The 17,128-nt window shown below is 68.4% G+C and carries 17 protein-coding genes, 1 tRNA gene and 1 pseudogene; 7 read left to right on the forward strand and 12 right to left on the reverse strand.

The window, feature by feature from the left end; translation table 11 throughout:
- Positions 1-109 precede the first annotated feature (109 nt).
- Complete coding sequence (locus ABJK26_RS03300) at positions 110-1,108, reverse strand: homoserine dehydrogenase (RefSeq protein WP_347240803.1); 999 nt, start codon at positions 1,106-1,108, stop codon at positions 110-112.
- A gap of 51 nt (positions 1,109-1,159) precedes the next feature.
- Between ABJK26_RS03300 and ABJK26_RS03305 the strand changes: the two genes are divergently transcribed.
- From ABJK26_RS03305 to queG, 3 genes are read left to right on the forward strand one after another with little or no spacing between them, the layout of a single operon-like run.
- Positions 1,160-1,390, forward strand: a complete 231-nt coding sequence (locus ABJK26_RS03305) for a type II toxin-antitoxin system prevent-host-death family antitoxin (protein ID WP_347240804.1) — start codon at positions 1,160-1,162, stop codon at positions 1,388-1,390.
- Positions 1,369-1,761 (forward strand): type II toxin-antitoxin system VapC family toxin, encoded by a 393-nt coding sequence (locus ABJK26_RS03310; protein WP_347240805.1) that lies wholly within the window; start codon positions 1,369-1,371, stop codon positions 1,759-1,761. Before ABJK26_RS03305 ends, ABJK26_RS03310 begins: the two co-directional genes overlap by 22 nt.
- Positions 1,755-2,891: a tRNA epoxyqueuosine(34) reductase QueG gene (queG, locus tag ABJK26_RS03315; RefSeq protein WP_347240806.1), complete on the forward strand. Its 1,137-nt coding sequence runs from the start codon at positions 1,755-1,757 to the stop codon at positions 2,889-2,891. The genes ABJK26_RS03310 and queG overlap by 7 nt, the downstream gene beginning before the upstream one ends.
- On the opposite strand, the gene ABJK26_RS03320 is transcribed toward queG, so the two are convergent.
- Positions 2,802-3,503 carry a metallophosphoesterase family protein gene (locus ABJK26_RS03320; RefSeq protein ID WP_347240807.1) on the reverse strand — a complete coding sequence of 234 codons (702 nt, stop codon included), beginning with the start codon at positions 3,501-3,503 and terminating at the stop codon, positions 2,802-2,804. The genes queG and ABJK26_RS03320 overlap by 90 nt on opposite strands.
- A gap of 69 nt (positions 3,504-3,572) precedes the next feature.
- Between ABJK26_RS03320 and lnt the strand changes: the two genes are divergently transcribed.
- Complete coding sequence (gene lnt / locus ABJK26_RS03325) at positions 3,573-4,904, forward strand: apolipoprotein N-acyltransferase (RefSeq protein WP_347240808.1); 1,332 nt, start codon at positions 3,573-3,575, stop codon at positions 4,902-4,904.
- A tRNA-Leu gene (locus tag ABJK26_RS03330) sits at positions 4,883-4,969 on the forward strand. Before lnt ends, ABJK26_RS03330 begins: the two co-directional genes overlap by 22 nt.
- A 19-nt stretch (positions 4,970-4,988) precedes the next feature.
- Here ABJK26_RS03330 and ABJK26_RS03335 read toward each other — a convergent pair.
- The 10 genes and pseudogenes from ABJK26_RS03335 to ABJK26_RS03380 form a co-directional block, all read right to left on the reverse strand.
- Positions 4,989-5,147: pseudogene (locus tag ABJK26_RS03335) on the reverse strand (ArsR family transcriptional regulator); the annotation flags it as partial.
- Between the two features lie 397 nt (positions 5,148-5,544).
- Entirely contained in the window at positions 5,545-6,510 is a 966-nt protein-coding gene (locus ABJK26_RS03340; protein ID WP_347240809.1) for a TIGR00269 family protein, read from the reverse strand.
- 2 nt (positions 6,511-6,512) lie between these two features.
- On the reverse strand, positions 6,513-6,710 hold the full coding sequence (locus tag ABJK26_RS03345) for a MoaD/ThiS family protein (protein WP_347240810.1): 198 nt from the start codon (positions 6,708-6,710) through the stop codon (positions 6,513-6,515).
- Between the two features lie 4 nt (positions 6,711-6,714).
- Positions 6,715-7,842 carry an acetoin utilization protein AcuC gene (locus ABJK26_RS03350; RefSeq protein WP_347240811.1) on the reverse strand — a complete coding sequence of 376 codons (1,128 nt, stop codon included), beginning with the start codon at positions 7,840-7,842 and terminating at the stop codon, positions 6,715-6,717.
- Entirely contained in the window at positions 7,836-8,462 is a 627-nt protein-coding gene (locus tag ABJK26_RS03355; RefSeq protein WP_347240812.1) for an acetoin utilization AcuB family protein, read from the reverse strand. Before ABJK26_RS03355 ends, ABJK26_RS03350 begins: the two co-directional genes overlap by 7 nt.
- An 87-nt stretch (positions 8,463-8,549) precedes the next feature.
- On the reverse strand, positions 8,550-9,533 hold the full coding sequence (locus ABJK26_RS03360) for a dipeptide ABC transporter ATP-binding protein (protein WP_347240813.1): 984 nt from the start codon (positions 9,531-9,533) through the stop codon (positions 8,550-8,552).
- Positions 9,530-10,549: an ABC transporter ATP-binding protein gene (locus tag ABJK26_RS03365; RefSeq protein WP_347240814.1), complete on the reverse strand. Its 1,020-nt coding sequence runs from the start codon at positions 10,547-10,549 to the stop codon at positions 9,530-9,532. Before ABJK26_RS03365 ends, ABJK26_RS03360 begins: the two co-directional genes overlap by 4 nt.
- 70 nt (positions 10,550-10,619) lie before the next feature.
- Entirely contained in the window at positions 10,620-11,975 is a 1,356-nt protein-coding gene (locus ABJK26_RS03370) for an ABC transporter permease (protein ID WP_347240815.1), read from the reverse strand.
- 10 nt (positions 11,976-11,985) lie between these two features.
- Entirely contained in the window at positions 11,986-12,969 is a 984-nt protein-coding gene (locus ABJK26_RS03375; protein ID WP_347240816.1) for an ABC transporter permease, read from the reverse strand.
- A gap of 53 nt (positions 12,970-13,022) precedes the next feature.
- Positions 13,023-14,771 (reverse strand): ABC transporter substrate-binding protein, encoded by a 1,749-nt coding sequence (locus ABJK26_RS03380; RefSeq protein WP_347240817.1) that lies wholly within the window; start codon positions 14,769-14,771, stop codon positions 13,023-13,025.
- 109 nt (positions 14,772-14,880) lie between these two features.
- Here ABJK26_RS03380 and ABJK26_RS03385 point away from each other — a divergent pair, with 109 nt between their 5' ends.
- Both ABJK26_RS03385 and ABJK26_RS03390 read left to right on the forward strand, forming a co-directional pair.
- Positions 14,881-15,912, forward strand: coding sequence for a zinc-binding dehydrogenase (locus tag ABJK26_RS03385; protein WP_347240818.1), 1,032 nt, complete (start codon positions 14,881-14,883; stop codon positions 15,910-15,912).
- A gap of 50 nt (positions 15,913-15,962) precedes the next feature.
- Positions 15,963-16,970: an NAD(P)/FAD-dependent oxidoreductase gene (locus tag ABJK26_RS03390; RefSeq protein WP_347240819.1), complete on the forward strand. Its 1,008-nt coding sequence runs from the start codon at positions 15,963-15,965 to the stop codon at positions 16,968-16,970.
- The last annotated feature ends 158 nt before the right edge of the window (positions 16,971-17,128 follow it).

Consider the following 17,128-nt stretch of genomic DNA (forward strand, 5'->3'; position numbering starts at 1 on the left):
TAGCCTCCCGTCGGCCAGGCGCTCAAACTGCCAACCTGGGTTCTTCTCGGAAAGGGCGCGGAGCTCCTCATCGCTTATGGGGCGCAGGAGGTCCAGAAGGGGCACGGCCTCATTCTACCCCCGGCCAGGGGCTTCCCTCCTCCAGGGGGGGCCTCGCCCGGGGCGCGGGGAGGTGCCCCGGGGCCCCGGAGAGAAAGCGGAGGAGGTCGGCGAAAAGCCCGCTCGCCGTGGCCCCGCCCCCGGCCCCAGGCCCCGCGACGAAGACCTCGCCCAAGGGCCTCGCCCTGACCCAGAGGGCGTTCCCCTGGGCCCTCGCCAAGGGGTGGTCCTGGGGAAGGCGCCTTGGGGCCACCACCGCCCGCCACCTCCCCCCCTCCCCGTAGAGGCTCGCCACGAGGCGCACCCTCTCCCCCCGGGCCTCGGCCTCCTCTAGGGCCCTCGGGGTGAGGCGGGCGATGCCTTGGGCCTCCACCTCGGCGAAGGGGAAGCCGGGGTCCACGAGGAGGCGGGCGAGGAGGGTGAGCTTGTGGGCGGCGTCTATTCCCTCCACGTCCAGGGTGGGGTCGGCCTCGGCGTAGCCCAGGCGCTGGGCCTCGGAAAGGGCCTCGGCGTAGGTCCTCCCCCGCTCCATCTCCTTCAGGATGTAGAGGGTGGTGCCGTTCAGGATGCCGTGGAGCTCCACGGGCTCGCTTCCCCTAAGGGTTTCCAGGAAGGAGAGGGCGGGGGTGCCCGCCATGACGCTCGCCTCGTGGTAGATGAGCCCCTCCTCGGCGAAGGGGCGGAGGCGGTCCCAGGCCTCGGCCAGGAGGGCCTTGTTGGCGGTGATGAGGGGGATGCCGGCCTCGAGGGCGGGAAGGACGAGCCTAAGGGGGGCCTCCACCCCTCCCATGGCCTCCACCACCAGGTCGGCCTCGAGGAGGTCAAAGGGCTCGGCGCGAAGGAGCTCCTGGGGAATGGCCCGGGGCCTCTTCGGGTCCCGCACCAAGACGCCCAGAAAACGGGGAACCACCCCCAAGGCGGCAAGTTCCTCCTCCCTCTCCAGGACGAGGGTATAAAAGGCGCTCCCCACGGTGCCCCCACCCAGAAGGGCGATCTTCAGGGCCTCCATGGGGGGATTATACCCCTTGCCCCTCTTAGCTAAGCTGGCTAAGCTAAGTCCGTGAAGACCTTCACCGTGCACCAGGCCAAGACCCATCTCTCCCGCCTCCTGAGGGCCGTGGAGGAGGGGGAGGAGGTGGTGATCCTGAGGGGCAAAACCCCCGTGGCCCGGCTCGTCCCCTACCGCAAGGGGAAGCGCCCCCTGGGGTTTGTCCCTGGGAAGCTTTCCGAGAGCTTCTTTGAGCTCCTTCCCGAGGAGGAGCTCGCCCTGTGGGAAGGCGCTACCTCCTAGACACCCACGTCCTCATCTGGGCCCTCACGGAACCCAAGCGGCTGAGCCCCAGGGTCCGGAGGCTCTTGGAGGACCCCGACACCCCCCTTCTCGTCTCCTCGGCCAGCGCCTGGGAGATGGCCACCAAGCACCGCCTAGGCAAGCTTTCCGGCGCCGAGGCGGTCCTGGAGGGCCTGGAGGGCCACCTCTCCCGCCTGGGGGCCGAGGAGCTTCCCATAAGGCTTGCCCACGCCCTCCTGGCGGGAAGGCTTCCCAGGGAGCACCGGGACCCCTTTGACCGCATCCTGGCCGCCCAGAGCCTGGTGGAAGGCCTCGTCCTCCTCACCACCGACCGCGCCTTCCCCACCTTCGGCGTGGAGACCCTGTGGTGAAGGACCTCCTGGAGGAACGGGCAGGGGAGCTTGGGCTCCTCTTCGCCTGGGCCCCTTTGGACCTTCCCCCGGAGGCCGAGGCGCGCCACCGGGCCTGGCTAAAGGCGGGCCGCCACGGGGGGATGGCCTACCTCGAGGCCCCGGAGCGCTTCCGCCCCAAAAAGCGCTTCCCCTGGGCGAGGAGCGCCCTCCTCCTCTTCGCCCCCTACGCCTACCCCGACCCCGGGACCCCCCCAGGGGGCCTCCGGGTGGGCCGGGTGGCCCGGTACGCCTGGGTGCGGGACTACCACCTCCTCCTGGGGGAGGCGCTGAAGGCCCTGGAAGGGATGGCGAGGGGCCTGGGCCTCGAGGCCAAGGGCTACGTGGACCACGGGCCCCTTCCCGAAAGGACCCTCGCCGCCCTCTCGGGAACGGGCTGGATCGGCAAAAGCGGCTACTTCCTCTCCCAGGCCTTCGGGGCCCACAGCTTCATAGGGGTCCTCCTCACCCCCCTGGAGGTGGAAGCCCTTCCCCTCCACCCTAACCGCTGCGGCCGCTGCGCCCGCTGCCTTTCCGCCTGCCCCACAAACGCTCTCCTTGGGGACGGCACCCTGGACGCCCGGCGGTGCGTGAGATACCTCACCGTTGAGCACAAGGGGCCCATCCCTCCCGCGCTCTGGAGGGGGATGGGGGACTGGCTTTTCGGCTGCGACCTCTGCGGGGAGGCCTGCCCCTGGGGGAGGTTCGGCAAGGTCTGGAAGGCCTTAAGGCCCGAGCCCGAGCTCGCCCACCCGGACCTCCTGGACTTCTTTCGCCTCTCGGGGCGGGCCTTCCAGAGGAGGTACGCGGGCACCGCCTTCCTCCGGGCGGGGAGGGCCCGCATGGCCCGAAACGCCCTCGTCGTCCTCTTCAACCTGGGCCTGGGGGAGGCCCTCTTCCGGGAGGCGGCAAGGGACCCAAGCCCCCTGGTGCGGCGCACCGCCCTAGGGGCCCTCCACCTCCTGGGAAAGCCCCTGGACCCCTTCCTGGAGGACCCCGACCCCGGGGTGCGGCGGGAGGCCCTACTCCTCCTGGAAGCGCCCGGTGCGGTAGACCTTCTCCAGGACCGGGGGCAGGCCCCAGGCCCTGAGGTCAAAGAGGAGGGGGCCTAGGTCGTAGGGCACCTTGAGGAAGCGGGCCTCGAGGGTCTCGGTGTCCAGGACCATGGCGTCCGCCCCGTGCTCCCCGGTGAGGCTTAGGCCCACGCTCCCGGGGTCCGCGAGAAGCCCCGCCCCCACCCGCCGGGCCAGGGGGAGGTGCCGCCCCCCTAGGAGGAGAACCCCGGCCCCGTAGCGCTCCAGGAGGGGAAGGAGGTCCCGGGCCGGGGAGAGGAGGTCCACCCGCCCCTCGGGGTTTCCCGGCGCCCCGTGAAAGGCCACGAGGCGCCGCTCCCCGTAGGCCTTGCGGTGGGAGAGCCTTAAGGAGCGGAGGTAGGCGAGCTCCTTCTCCCCAAGCTGGCTTCGGGTCCACTCCAAGGTGGCCCGGCCCACCCCCTCAGGGAGAGACCCAGGGAGGGGGTAGGCCACCCTCAGGTCCCAAGCCCCGGCAATGGCGGAAAGCCCTTCCTGCCAAATCCTGTGGATCACCTGCCGGGGGTGGGGCCCGTAGCCCACCAGGTCCCCGAGGACCAGGACCTCGTCCACCCCTTCGGCCCTCAGGGCCTCCAGGGCGGCCTCGAGGGCGGGAAGGTTGGCGTGGAGGTCGGAGAGGACCCCAAGGCGCATGGCCCCATTCTGCCATCCCCCTCTTCAAAACCCGGTGAAAGGCGCACGGGGAGGCCTTATGGTGGAGGGGTGCGGGCCTTCCTCTTGGGCCTCCTCCTCGCCTTAAGCCTCCCTCCCTTCCCCCTGGGCTTCCTCGCTCCCCTCTTCCTGGCCTTCCTCCTCAAGGGGGGCTTCCGGGAGGGGTTCTTCGCGGGCCTGGGGTTTTGGGGGCTCCACCTCCTCTGGCTTCCCCAAAGCTTCGCCCAGAACTTCGGGCCCTGGGGGGCGGTCCCCTTCCTCCCCCTGGTCCTCGTCAAGGCCCTCTCCTTCGGCCTCCTCTTCGCCCTCACCCCAACGCCCCTCATGCGCATCGGGGGGTGGGTCCTCCTGGAGTGGCTCACGGAGAAGGGGGAGCTCGCCTTCCCCTGGGGGCTTTTGGGCTACGCCCTGGTGGAGGCCCCGGGGCGGGTCCTCGCCGCCTTGGGCGGGGTCTACCTCCTCTCCCTCCTCGTCCTCCTCGTGGCCTATGGCCTCAGGGCGAGGCGGCCTTGGGTCCTCCTCCCTTGGGCCCTCCTCTGGCTCCTCCCCCTCCCCGAGGCCAAGCCCGAGGGAAAGGCCCTCCTGGTCCAGGGGAACATCAACCCCCTAAGGAAGTTCCAGGGGGAGCTGGACGAGGCGGTCTACCTGAGGCTCACCGAGGCGGGGCTTAGGGCCCACCCTGAGGCGGACCTCGTGGTCTGGCCCGAGACCGCGGTCTGGGCCATCCCCAAGGGGGTAGACGCCCTCCTCCAGGGCCGCCCCCTCCTCACCGGCCTCAACCTCTTCGGCCCCAACCGGGCGGTGCTCTACCAAAAGGGCGAGGTCCTCGGCCACTACGACAAGACCCGCCTCGTCCCCTTCGGGGAGCGCTTCCCCTTCCGGGAGGCCTTGGGCGGGGTCTACGCCTTCTTCTTCCGGGCCCTGGGACTTGGGGAGCTCGCCGACCGCGTCCCCGGGGAGAAGGTGGCCCCCATCGGGCCCTACGGGGTACTCATCTGCTACGAGTCGGTATTTCCCTCGGTAGCCAGGAGCCTGGCCCGGGAGGGCGCCGGGGTCCTCGTCCTCCTCACCAACGACGCCTGGTTCGGCCCCTCCTTCGGGGGCAGGCAGCACTTCGCCATGGGGCGCCTAAGGGCGGTGGAAACGGGGCGCTGGCTCCTCAGGGCCGGGAACGACGGGATCACCGCGGCCATAGACCCCTTCGGCCGGGTAGTGGCGGAAATCCCCCCGCACCAGGAGGGCTTCCTCCTCGCCCCTTACGCCCGGGAAAGGGGCCTCACCCCTTACGCGCGCCTCGGGAACTTCCCGGTGGGCCTGGCGTTGACCATCTTCCTCCTTGGCCTTATCCTTAGGGTGCGTCCGCCGGGGTGGCGGAACCGGTAGACGCGGCAGACTCAAAATCTGCTGTCCGCAAGGACGTGCGGGTTCGAGTCCCGCCCCCGGCACCAAGGGGCCCCGAAAGGGGCCTTATTCCTTGTCCCAGAGGGCGAGCACGTAGTCCTCCGACGCCTGGAAGCGGGGCGGGCTTCCCAAGGCCCCCCGGAAGAGGCCCTCCAGGGCCTCCAGGGAAAGCCTCCGCCCAAGGGGCGGCCCCACCTCCTCCTCCCGGTAAGGCCACTCCAAGACGTCGGGTAGGGAAGGCGCCTGAGCCAGTACCCGGTCCCCGCGCCCACTTCCAGGAGGCTTTCGCCCAGAGGAAGAAGCCCCCTCAGGACCCGCTCCTCCTCGGCGATGACGTAGGCCCCCAAGGGGGTCTCGTACCAGGTCTCGTAGGCCTCGGCCAGGGAAGCGAAGGGGTCCACGCCCCTAGTCTAGCCGCACCGCCACGCCCTCGTCGGGGCGCAAGAGGAACCTCTCCCCCATTGGTGTCCTGGAAGCTCCGGGGGTAGACCTGGTAGATCACCGCCTCTTTCCACCACATGGCCTCAGTCTACACCCAGACCTGGAAGCTCTTCCACAAGCCGGAAGGGGGGAACCTCCCGCCCCCGGTGAAGCCCTCCCTTAGGGGCGGCAGACCCCGGGCCTAACCCCCACGGACGGGCTCCACCCGGGGCCGGAAGGCGGCCTCCTCCGGCAGGAGGCGGCGCTTCTTGGCCCGGCGGTAGACGGCGTCCCACATGCGGCAGAAGGAGCAGACGGCCCCCGTGGTGGGGTAGCCGCACCGCTCGCACTCCCTTAAGGGCACCTCCTCCTCGGCCTTCAGCCGGGGCTGGATCTTCTCCAGAAAGCCTTCCAGGAAGCGGAGCTTGGCCCCCGGCATCTCCTTCTCCACCAGGTTCAACGCCTCCTTGTAGAGGAGGCTTTTCGCCCCCTTGGCGTTGGGGCACTCCTCGTGGAGGTAGCGGATCCCCCTAAGGAGGGTGTAGGAGAGGACCTCCCTTTCGCTGAAGCGGTAGAAGGGCTTGACCCGGGCGGCGAGGCCGGGCTTCTCGGGGAGCACGGGCCCCTGGCGCACCAGGGCGTCCTCCTGGGGGTTCAGGAGGTTCCCGAAGAGGACGGCGGCCTCATCGTCCAGGTTGTGCCCCGTGGCCACCACGCGGAAGCCCCCCTCCACCGCCACCTGGTTGAGGATGTACCGCTTGGAGAGGCCGCAGGCGGAGCAGGCCACCCTCCCGGAAAGCTCGGCGAGCTCCGGCACCCCGAAGCCGTAGGCCCCCTTCAGGTCCACCACCCATAGCTCCAGGCCCCTTTCCCTGGCGAAGGCCCGGGTGACCTCGAGGCTCCGGTCGGAGTAGGCCCCGATGCCGAGGTGGATGTGGAGGCCCACGGCCTGGTAGCCCAGGCGGTGAAGCACGTCCCAAAGGGCAAGGGAATCTTTCCCCCCCGAGACCGCCACCAGCACCCTCTCCCCGGGCTTCAGCATCCGGTGGCGGCGGATGGCCCGCTCGGTTTCCTTGACGAACCAGTCCAGGTAGTGCTCCCGGCAGAGGGCGAGCCCCCGGGACCTCACCTCCACCTGGGCCTTCTCCCCGCAGACCTTGCAGACCACGGCTACCCTCCCGAGATGGCGGAGAGGACCTCTATGGTGTCCTCCTCCTCCACCACCTCGTCCGGGGTGAGAAGCGTCTCCCCCCGCACCGCCACCACGGTCTCGGGGTTCACCCCAAGCTCCTCCAGGACTGCCCGCAAGGGGCGGTTCCCCTTGACCTCCACCTCCTTGCGCTCGGGCAGGCGCAGAACGACCCTCACCCCGCTAGTGTAGCAGGTGGGGGGCCACGAGCTCCGTGAGCCTCTGCAGGGTGAGGCGGTTCCGCTTGGCGATCTCCTCCCGCCTGGGGATCCCCGGGTAGGCCCCCTCGGGGTCGTGGAGGGTGGGGGTGAGGGGCTTCCCGAGCCTTTCCTCCCACGCCCTCCGCCACCCCTCGGGCAGGCGCTCGGGGAGAGGAAGGCCGTGGAAGACGTGGTAAAGGAGGGCCCAGACCCGCACCGCCCCGTCCAGGCTGTACCCGCCCCCCAAGGTGAAGAGGACCCTGCCCCCGGCGTAGGCCTCGGCGTACTCCAGGAGGAGGCGGAAAAGCCTTTCATAGGCCCGGGTGGTGAGGAGGAGGTCGGCCAAGGGGTCCAGGAAGTGGGCGTCCGCCCCCGCCTGCACCACGAGGACGTCGGGGCGGAAGGCCTTTAGGGCCCAGGGCAGGAGGGCCTGGAAGACCTCGAGGTAGCTTTCGTCCTCGGTGAAGGGCTCCAAGGGGAGGTTGAGCTTCCTCCCCAGGCCCGCCCCTCGGCCCACCTCGTGGACGTGCCCCGTGCCGGGAAAGAGGTAGCGGCCCGACTCGTGGAGGCTTAGGGTGAGGACCTCCCCCTCCTCGTAGTGGATCCACTGCACCCCGTCCCCGTGGTGGACGTCAATGTCCACGTAGGCCACGCGAAGCCCGGAGCGGGTCATGTGGCGGATGGCCACGGAGAGGTCGTTGTAAACGCAAAACCCCGAGGCGCGGTCGTACTGGGCGTGGTGGAGGCCGCCCCCAAGCTGCAAGACCCGCTTCTCCCCCGAGAGGATCCGCCTCGCCCCCTCCAGGGTCCCCCCCACCAGGACCCGGGCCGCCCGGTCCATGCCGGGGAAAACCGGGGTGTCCCCCGTGCCCAGGCCGTAGTGCTCCAGGTCGGGGTAGAGCTCCCCCCGGCTTGCCGCCTCCACCCGCTTCACCAGGCGCTCGGAGTGCACCGCGAGCACCTCCTCCCTCGAGGCCTCAGGGGGCGCAAGGGGCTCCCGCCACACCCCGAGGGCCTTGAGGAGGGAGGTGAGCATCTCCAGGCGGACGGGGCTGAAGGGGTGCTGGGGCCCGAAGTTGTAGAGGCGGTACTCCTCCCGGTAGATCACCATGGCTTCCTGGGAGGCCAGAGGACCGCAAACCCCTCCCGGCGGAGGTCCTCCGCCAGGGGGTGGGTCTCCAGGGTGTTCACCCGCACCACCGCCCGCACCGCCTCCTCCCCCTCGGGGTAGGAGAGGAGGGAGTGGATGTTCACCCCCCGCCCCGCCAAAAACCCCGTGAGGCGGGCGAGCTCCCCGGGGCGGTCAGCGAGGCGCACCTCGAGGCGGCCCGAGGGCTCCGTGACCCCGGTGAGCTTGAGGAGGGCGTCCAGGAGGTCAATCCCCGTGACGATGCCCACGAGGGCCTCGTCCTCCAAAACCGGGAGGCACCCGATCTTCCGCTCCCGCATGGCCCGGGCCGCCTCCTCCACGGGGTCTAAGGGGTGGGCGGTGACCACGGCCCGGGTCATCACCTCCCCCACCTGGGTGCACCCGGGGCAGGGCCCCTTGGGGTTCAGGTGGCTCGTGGCCAGGCGAATGTCCCGGTCGGTAAGGATGCCCACGAGCCTCCCCCCCTCCACCACGGGGAGGTGGCGGATCCCCCTTTCCAGGAGGAGGCGGTAGGCGTCCTCGAGGGTGGCCTCCGGCCCCACGGTGAGGACGGGGCTTTTCATCACGTCCCTTACCAGCATGGGCCCAGTATACGGCGAAAGGGCCCCGGAAGCCGGGGCCCTGGCCTCACCTGGGGAATCACCCCCCCATGCGGGCCTGGGGTGGCCTTAAAGGATGTCGTCCCGGATGCAGGCCTTGTAGTGCCCCGGGGAGACCTCCTTAAGCTCAGGAACAGTGTGGGCGCACTCGGGCAGGGCGTAGCGGCACCGCGTGCGGAACACGCACCCCGAGGGCGGGTTGATGGGCGAGGGAATGTCCCCCTGGAGCACGATCCGCTCCCGCTTCACCGTGGGGTCGGGAATGGGCACCGCCGAAAGCAGGGCCTCCGTGTAGGGGTGCTTGGGGTTGCGGTAAAGCTCCCGGGCAGGGGCGAGCTCCATCACCTTCCCCAGGTACATCACCGCCACCCGGTCCGAGATGTACTCCACCACCGCCAGGTCGTGGGCGATGAAGAGCAGGGTGAGCCCGAGCTCCTCCTTGAGGTCCTGGAGGAGGTTCACCACCTGGGCCTGGATGGACACGTCCAGGGCGGAGACCGGCTCGTCCGCCACGATGAACTCCGGGGCCACCGCCAAGGCCCGGGCGATCCCGATCCTCTGCCTCTGCCCCCCGGAGAACTCGTGGGGGTAGCGCCGCATGTGGTCCGGGGAAAGCCCCACGAGCTTAAGGAGCTCCGCCACCCTCTCCGCCCGCTCCTGGGGGGTCTTCCCGATCCCGTGGATGACGAGGGGCTCGGCGATGATGTCCCCCACCGTCATCCGCGGGTTCAGGGAGCTGAAGGGGTCCTGGAAGATGATCTGCATCCGCCGCCGGAAAGGCCTTAGGGCGTTCTTGGGGATATCCGTGATGTCCTGCCCCTCAAAAAGAATCCGGCCCCCCGTGGGCTCAATGAGGCGAAGAAGGGTCCGGCCCACCGTGGTCTTCCCGCTCCCCGACTCCCCCACGAGCCCCAAGACCTCCCCCCGCCTTATGGCGAAGGAAACCCCGTCCACCGCCTTGACGCTGGCCACCACCCGGGAAAGCACCCCCCCGCGGATGGGAAAGTGCTTCTTGAGGTCCTTGACCTCCACAAGAACCCCGTTCCCCTTCATGCCCTAACCTCCCGGATCTCCCGCCAGCGAACGCACCTCACCCGGCGACCCTCCCCAGCCTCCTCTAAGGGCGGCACCTCCCGGTCGCAAAGCCCCTCCACGTAGTGCTTGCACCGGGGGTGGAAGGCACAGCCCGGAGGCAAATAAAGGGGGTTCGGCACGTTCCCGGGAATGGCCTCAAGCCGCTCCTTGCGCTCCGCCGCCAGGTCCAGCCGCGGCACCGAGTGCAAAAGCCCCCGGGTGTAGGGGTGGAGGGGCTCCTTGAAAAGCGGCACCACGTCCGCCTGCTCCACCGCACGGCCCGCGTACATCACCACCACCCGGTCCGCCATCTCCGCCACCACCCCCAGGTTGTGGGTGATGAAGAGGATGCTCATCCCGATCTCCTCCTGGAGCTTCTTCATCAGCTCCAGGATCTGCGCCTGGATGGTCACGTCCAAGGCCGTGGTGGGCTCGTCGGCGATGAGGAGCGAGGGGTTGCAGGAAAGGGCCATGGCGATCATCACCCGCTGCCGCATCCCCCCCGACATCTGGTGCGGGTAGTTGCTGAGCCGCTTCTTGGGCTCGGGAATCCCCACCAGGTCCAGCATGTGCGCGGCAAGCTCCATGGCCTCCTTGCGGCTTTTCCCCTGGTGGAGCATGATGGCCTCGGCGATCTGGTCCCCCACCGTGTACACCGGGTTCAGGGAGGTCATGGGCTCCTGGAAGATCATGGCGATGTCGTTCCCCCGGATCCGGCGCATCTCCGCCTCGGAGAGCTTGGTGAGGTCCCGCACCCGCCCGTCCTTCCCGCGGAAGAGCACCTCCCCCCCCACGATCCGCCCGGGAGGCGTGGGGATGAGCCGCATGATGGCCAGGGAGGTCACGCTCTTCCCAGACCCCGACTCCCCCACCACCGCCAGGGTCTCCCCCTTGTCCACGTGGAAGGAAACCCCGTCCACCGCCTTCACCACCCCGTCGTCGGTGAAGAAGTGGACCCTGAGGTCCCTCACCTCCAAAAGCCGCTTCTCGTCCATGGACACTCCTTCAGCAAAGCCCTCAAAGCACCTCACCCGTTATACGCCATACCCGGTCAAAAGAGAAGCCCTACTGCCGCCGCCTCGGGTCCAGGGCGTCGCGCAGGCCATCCCCGAGGAAGTTCCAGGAGAGCACCGAGAGGAAGATGAAAAACCCCGGCCAGAGCACCCAGGGGCGGTCGGTGAAGGAGGCGAAGCCGCCCTGCTGCGCCGCCTGCAGGAGGAGCCCCCAGCTGGTGTAGGGCTCGGTGACCCCGAGGCCCAGGAAGGAAAGCCCGCTCTCCCCCAGGATGAAGCCGGGGATGGTGAGGGAAAGGCTCACGATCACGTAGCTCGCCGTGGCGGGAAGCACGTGCCGGGTGATGATGCGGCCGTCCGAGGCCCCGAGGGCCCTGGCCGCCTGCACGTAGTCCATCTCCCGCACGGAAAGCACGATCCCCCGCACCACCCGGGCGAGCCCTCCCCAGCCGATGAAGCCGAGAAGCCCCACCACCAGGTAGAAGGTGAGGAGGGGATCTATATTGGTGGGGAAGACCGCCCGCAAGGAGATGAGGAGGAAGAGGGAGGGGATGGCGGCGATGATCTCCACCGTGCGCATGATGAGGTCGTCGGGGTCCAGGCGGATGGGCTCCCGGAAGAGCCTAAAGAGGATGGCCCACGCCGCCAGGGACCCGAGGAAGACCACCAGGAAGTCCAGCCCTCGGGAGAAAAGGTCATCGCCGGGGCTTAGGCGGGCAAAGGAAAAAGCGAGGAAGAGGGCCGAAGCGGCCACCCCGAGCCAGAGGAGGAGGCTCAAGGGGCCAAGGAGGAGGCCCAGGCCCCGCCACCGGGAAGGGGGCAGGGAGAGGTGGAAGGGGCGGCCCGAGAAGTAGCCCGCAATCCCCCCCAGGAGAAGCCCCAGGGCGAAGGAGACGAGGGCCGAGAGGATGCCGATGGTGAGGGACACCTGGCCCCCGTAGACCACCCGGCTGAAGAGGTCGCGGCCGAAGTTATCGGTGCCCATGAGGAAGATGCGCCCCGGGGGGTCCACGCCGAAGAGGCGGAGGTCGGAGCGGAAGACCTTGAAGATGGTGTAGGGTTGGTCCGGGGTGCGCACGAAGAAGCGGACGTAGAACTTCCCCTGGCTCGGGTCCTCCTCATAACGGGGCTGCAGGGACACGGGGTCAATGCTCCGCTTGGTGGCGTAGACGAAGGGGCGGGTGAGCCTGCCCGTTTCGGGGTCTACGAAATGGATCCGGGTGGGCGGGTGGTTGCCCTTGGGCGGGTAAAGCTCGTAGTAGTTGGGGTCGTAGGGGCTGAAGAACCCGGCGAAGGCGGCCATGAGGTAGAGGACGAAGAGAATCCGCCCGCCCCAGACCGCCAGGCGGTGCTTGCGGAACTGGCGCAGGACGAGTTGGGTCCGGCTTAAGGAAAGGGCGCGCTCCACGGTCCACCCCCTACTCGTAGCGGATCCTGGGGTCCACCCAGGCGAGGAGCAGGTCGGAGATCAGGTTGCCGATCATGAGGAGGACCAGGCTCACGGTGAGGAATCCGGCGATGACGTAGAGGTCCTGGTTGGCGATGGCGTCCAGGAAGAAGGGCGTGATGCCCGGCCAGGCCATGACCACCTCCACGAAGCCCGCTCCGGAGATGAGCCCGGGAAGAAGCCCGCCCAGGGTGGCCACGAAGGGGATCACGGCGTTGCGGAAGGCGTGCTTGTAGAGGACCACCCGCTCGGAAAGCCCCTTGGCCCGGGCGGTGCGGATGTAGTCCTGCCCCAAGACCTCCAGCATCTGCCCCCGCATGAGGCGGGAAAGCCCGGCGATGTCGTTGGCCGTGGCCACCAAAACCGGCACCACGGCGTGCCAGGCGATGTCCAAGACCTGCCTCAAGGGGGGCATCTGCTCAAAGCCCGTGGAGGTCATGCCGGAGACCGGGAAGAGGAGGGTGCCCGTTCGGAACTTGATCTGGAGGAGGACGTAGATGGCGATGAGGGCGAGGAAAAAGCTCGGCACCGAAAGCCCGATGTAGGCCAGGAAGGAGAGGAGGCGGTCCCCCAGGGAATACTGGCGCACCGCCCCGTAGACCCCGATGGGGATGGCCACCAGGTAGAGGAGGAGCGTGGAGGGGATAACGATCACCATGGAGTTCACCACCCGGGGCCAGATGACCTGAAGCACCGGCGCCTGAAAGGCGAAGGAGTAGCCCAGGTTGAGGTGGAGGAGGTTGTTCATCCAGAGAAGGTACTGCTCGTAGATGGGCCGGTCTAGGCCGAACTGGGCGCGGAGGCGGGCGATGGTCTCCGGGGTCACCTTGGGGTCCAGCTCCAGCTGGGTCAGGTAGTCCCCGGGGGCCAGCTGGATGATGAGGAAGGCGAGGAAGGTGGCCCCGAAGAAGGTGGGGACGAGGTAGAGGACGCGGCGGAGGATGTAGGCGGTCATGGCTTCTCAAAGAGGCCCCGGGGCCATGGGGCCCCGGGAGGCCTCGAGCCCGCTTACTTCTTGATGAAGGTGAGCTCCTCTTCCCTGGAGTCCCAGATGCTGGAGATGATGGCGTCCGGGTGCTCGCCGCCCAGGCGGTTGTTCCAGGCGGGGTGGTAGTTGGGCCCGGCGATGTAGATCACGGGGAGGAGGCTCGCCTCAATCTCCTGCATCCGGTAGCCGATCTCCACCCGCTTCTTGAAGTCCAGCTCCGTGCGGCCGCGGGAGTAGAGGGCGTCCAGCTGGGTCTCCCTGGGGTCCAGGCACTGGCCGGACTTGTTCCACATGTGGAGGTTGCCCTTGCAGGGGACCACGTTGGAGCCGAAGGGCCAGTCCAGGCCGCCGCCCGAGAGGCCGATGATGATGGCGTCAAAGGGCCGGTCGGGGCCGGAGGAGAGGAGCTGGCCCACCAGGGTGTTGAAGTCTATGGCCTGGAAGTTGACCTTGACCCCCACCTTCTTGGCCTCGTCCACGATGAGCTTGGCGATCTGCTCCCGCTGGTTGTTGCCGGCGTTGGTGGCCAGGTTGAACTCAAGCCTCCGGCCCTTAGAGTCCACCAGGTAGCCTTCCTTATCCTTCTTGGTGAAGCCGAGCTCGGCGAGGAGCTTCGCCGCCTGCTTGGGGTCGTACTCGTACTTGGGCGCCTTGGGGTTGATCCACTGGGTGAGCACGGGGTAGACGCTGGTGTACATGGGGGTGCCCAGGCCCCCGTAGACGATGTCAATCACCGCCTGGCGGTTCACCAGGTGGCTCATGGCCCGGCGAAACTTGTCGGAGCGGAAGAGGCTCTGCTTGAAGGGGTCCGAGGCCTTGTTCCAGTTGAAGACCATGAACTGGCTCGAGGCCACGGGGGAGGCGTTCACCTTGAGGGTGGCGTCCAGGCGGCCCTGCTGGATGGCCTGGCGGACCTGGGAGATGTGGTCCACAGTTCCAGGGGTGAAGACGTCAATGTTCCCCGCCAGGAACTCGGCGAGCTGGGCGTTGATGTCCTTCACGATCTTGATCTCGTAGCGGTCCAGGTAGGGGAGGGGGTTGCCCGCCTCGTCCTTGTTCCACTCCCCGAAGGCGGGGTTGCGCTTCAGGACCAGGCGCTCCCCGGGGCGGTAGCTCTCAATGAGCCAGGGCCCGCCGGAGACGATGTTCTCCGGCTTCTCGCTCAGGGTCCACATCTTCTTGATGCCCTCCGCCCCCTCCTTCTGGTAGACGGGGCCGAAGACGTGGGCGGGCCAGGGCTCAAAGCTGGCCACGGCGAAGGCCTCGGCATCCGTCTTGGGATAGATGAAGCGGAGGGTGTAGTCGTCAAGCTTCTTGAGGACGATGGGCTTGCCGTCAATGAAGAAGGAGTCGTAGCTGTTGGAGCCCACCGCCTTGTCGGTGTGGATGCGCCAGGTGGTGATCCAGTCGTCGGCGGTGATGGGCTGGCCGTCGGACCACTTCATCCCCTTGCGGATCTTGAAGGTGATCTCCAGCTTGTTGGGGCTGATGGTCCAGGACTCCGCCATGTAGGGGATCCAGTCCCCGGTGGTGGGGTCGCGGGTCGCGAGGCCGCGCCCTCCGGAGATGAGGTCCGGCACGTTGGTCGCCTCGGCGGTGAGAAAGGGGTTGAAGGTGCGGAAGTCCGAGATCACCGCCGCCCTAAGCGTCCCTCCCCGCTTGGCCTCGGAGGGCTTGGCCACCGTCCACTTCTGGGGCCAGACGAAGGTCTGAGCCGAGGCGATGCCCGCCAGCGCTAAAATGCCCGCCAAAAGGATTCCTTTTCTCATAGCGCCTCCTTCGCGCGTACGGCCTTACGTTATCGGGGGAAGCTAGACCCTGTCAAGGGTTGACCCTAGGGCCCCTCCGTGAAAAAATCCTCCCCATAAGGAGGGAAGCATGCGCGCAGTGGTCATGCGAGCCAGGGGAGGCCCCGAGGTGCTGGAGGTGGCCGACCTTCCCGTCCCCGAACCCGGCCCCAAGGAGGTGCGGGTGCGGCTTCGGGCGGCCGCCCTCAACCACCTGGACATCTGGGTGCGAAAAGGGGTGGCAAGCCCAAGAATCCCCCTGCCCCACGTCCTGGGAGCGGACGGGAGCGGGGTGGTGGACGCCGTGGGCCCCGGGGTGGAGGGCTTCGCCCCCGGGGACGAGGTGGTGGTGAACCCCGGCCTCTCCTGCGGGCGGTGCGAGCGGTGCCTCGCGGGGGAGGACAACCTCTGCCCCCGCTACGAGATCCTGGGGGAGCACCGCCATGGCACCTACGCCGAGTACGTGGTCCTGCCCGAGGCCAACCTGGCCCCCAAGCCCAAGAACCTCTCCTTTGAGGAGGCCGCCGCCCTTCCCCTCACCTTCCTCACCGCCTGGCAGATGGTGGTGGATAAGCTAGGGGTGCGCCCGGGGGAGGACGTCTTAGTGATGGCCGCGGGGAGCGGGGTGAGCGTGGCCGCCATCCAGATCGCCAAGCTCTTCGGGGCGCGGGTCATCGCCACAGCGGGCTCCGAGGAGAAGCTCAGGAAGGCCCGGGAGCTCGGGGCGGACGAGGCGGTGAACTACACCCACCCCGATTGGCCCAAGGAGGTGCGCCGCCTCACCGGGGGCAAGGGGGCGGACAAGGTGGTGGACCACACCGGGGCCCTCTACTTTGAGGGGGTCATCCGGGCCACGGCGAACGGGGGAAAAATCGCCATCGCCGGGGCCTCCTCGGGCTACGAGGGCACCCTGCCCTTCGCCCACGTCTTCTACCGCCAGCTCGCCATCCTGGGCTCCACCATGGCCTCCAAAAGCCGCCTCTTCCCCATTTTGCGCTTCGTGGAGGAAGGGAGGCTCAAGCCCGTGGTGGGAAAGGTGCTTCCCCTGGAGGAGGCCGCCGAGGGCCACCGCCTCCTGGAGGAGAGGCGGGTCTTCGGCAAGGTGGTGCTCAGGGTGGAGTAAGGACGCCCGTCCCCCCGAGGCGGCCTTAAAATGCCCCGAGAGGTGAGGCCATGGAGCACACGGACGTGATCGTCATCGGCGCCGGGCCTGCGGGGCTTTTCGCGGGGTTCTACGTGGGCATGCGGGGGCTCTCCTTCCGCTTCGTGGACCCCTTGCCCGAGCCCGGGGGGCAGCTCACCGCCCTTTACCCGGAGAAGTACATCTACGACGTGGCCGGCTTCCCCAAGGTCTACGCCAAGGACCTGGTGAAGGGCCTCTTGGAGCAGGTGGCCCCCTTCAACCCCGTCTACAGCCTCGGGGAGCGGGCCGAGACCCTGGAGAAGGAAGGAGACCTCTTCAAGGTGACCACCTCCCAAGGGAACGCCTACACCGCCAAGGCGGTGATCGTCGCCGCCGGGGTGGGAGCCTTTGAGCCGAGGCGGATCGGGGCCCCGGGGGAGAAGGAGCTGGAGGGCCGGGGGGTCTACTACGCCGTGAGGAGCAAGGCGGAGTTCCAGGGGAAGCGGGTCCTCATCGTGGGCGGGGGGGACAGCGCCGTGGACTGGGCCCTAAACCTTCTGGGTACCGCCCAGGAGATCACCCTCATCCACCGCAGGCCCCAGTTCCGGGCCCACGAGGCGAGCGTGAAGGAGCTCCTGCGGGCCCACGAGGAGGGGCGCCTTCGGGTCCTCACCCCCTACGAGGTCCGGCGCATTGAGGGGGAGGGGTGGGTAAGAAAAGCGATCATCTTCCAGAACCAGACCCAGGAGGAGGTGGAGCTGGAGGTGGACGCCGTCCTCATCCTCGCGGGCTACCTCACCAAGCTCGGCCCCGTGGCGGGCTGGGGGTTGGAGCTGGAGAAGAACAAGATCAAGGTGGACACCACCATGGCCACCAGCATCCCCGGGGTCTACGCCTGCGGGGACATCGTCACCTACCCCGGGAAGCTCCCCCTCATCGCCCTGGGCTTCGGAGAGGCGGCCATCGCCGCCAACCACGCCGCCGCCTACGCCAACCCCGCCCTCAAGGTGAACCCGGGGCACTCCTCGGAAAAGGGCGAGGAGAAGGCCCCCGTCTAATACCACCCCAGGCTGGCTTGCGCCAGCCTGGGGGCCCCGGGAAAGAAGGCCCACAGAGGCCTTATGGCCTTGGCTTAGGCGAAGGGTTCACGCCAAAAGGATATAACACCCCATGCTGGCTTGCGCCAGCATGGGGGCCCCCGGAAAAGAACGCCCAA

Origin of the sequence: Thermus sp. (genome assembly GCF_039793865.1) — a bacterium.
Taxonomy (GTDB): Bacteria; Deinococcota; Deinococci; order Deinococcales; family Thermaceae; genus Thermus.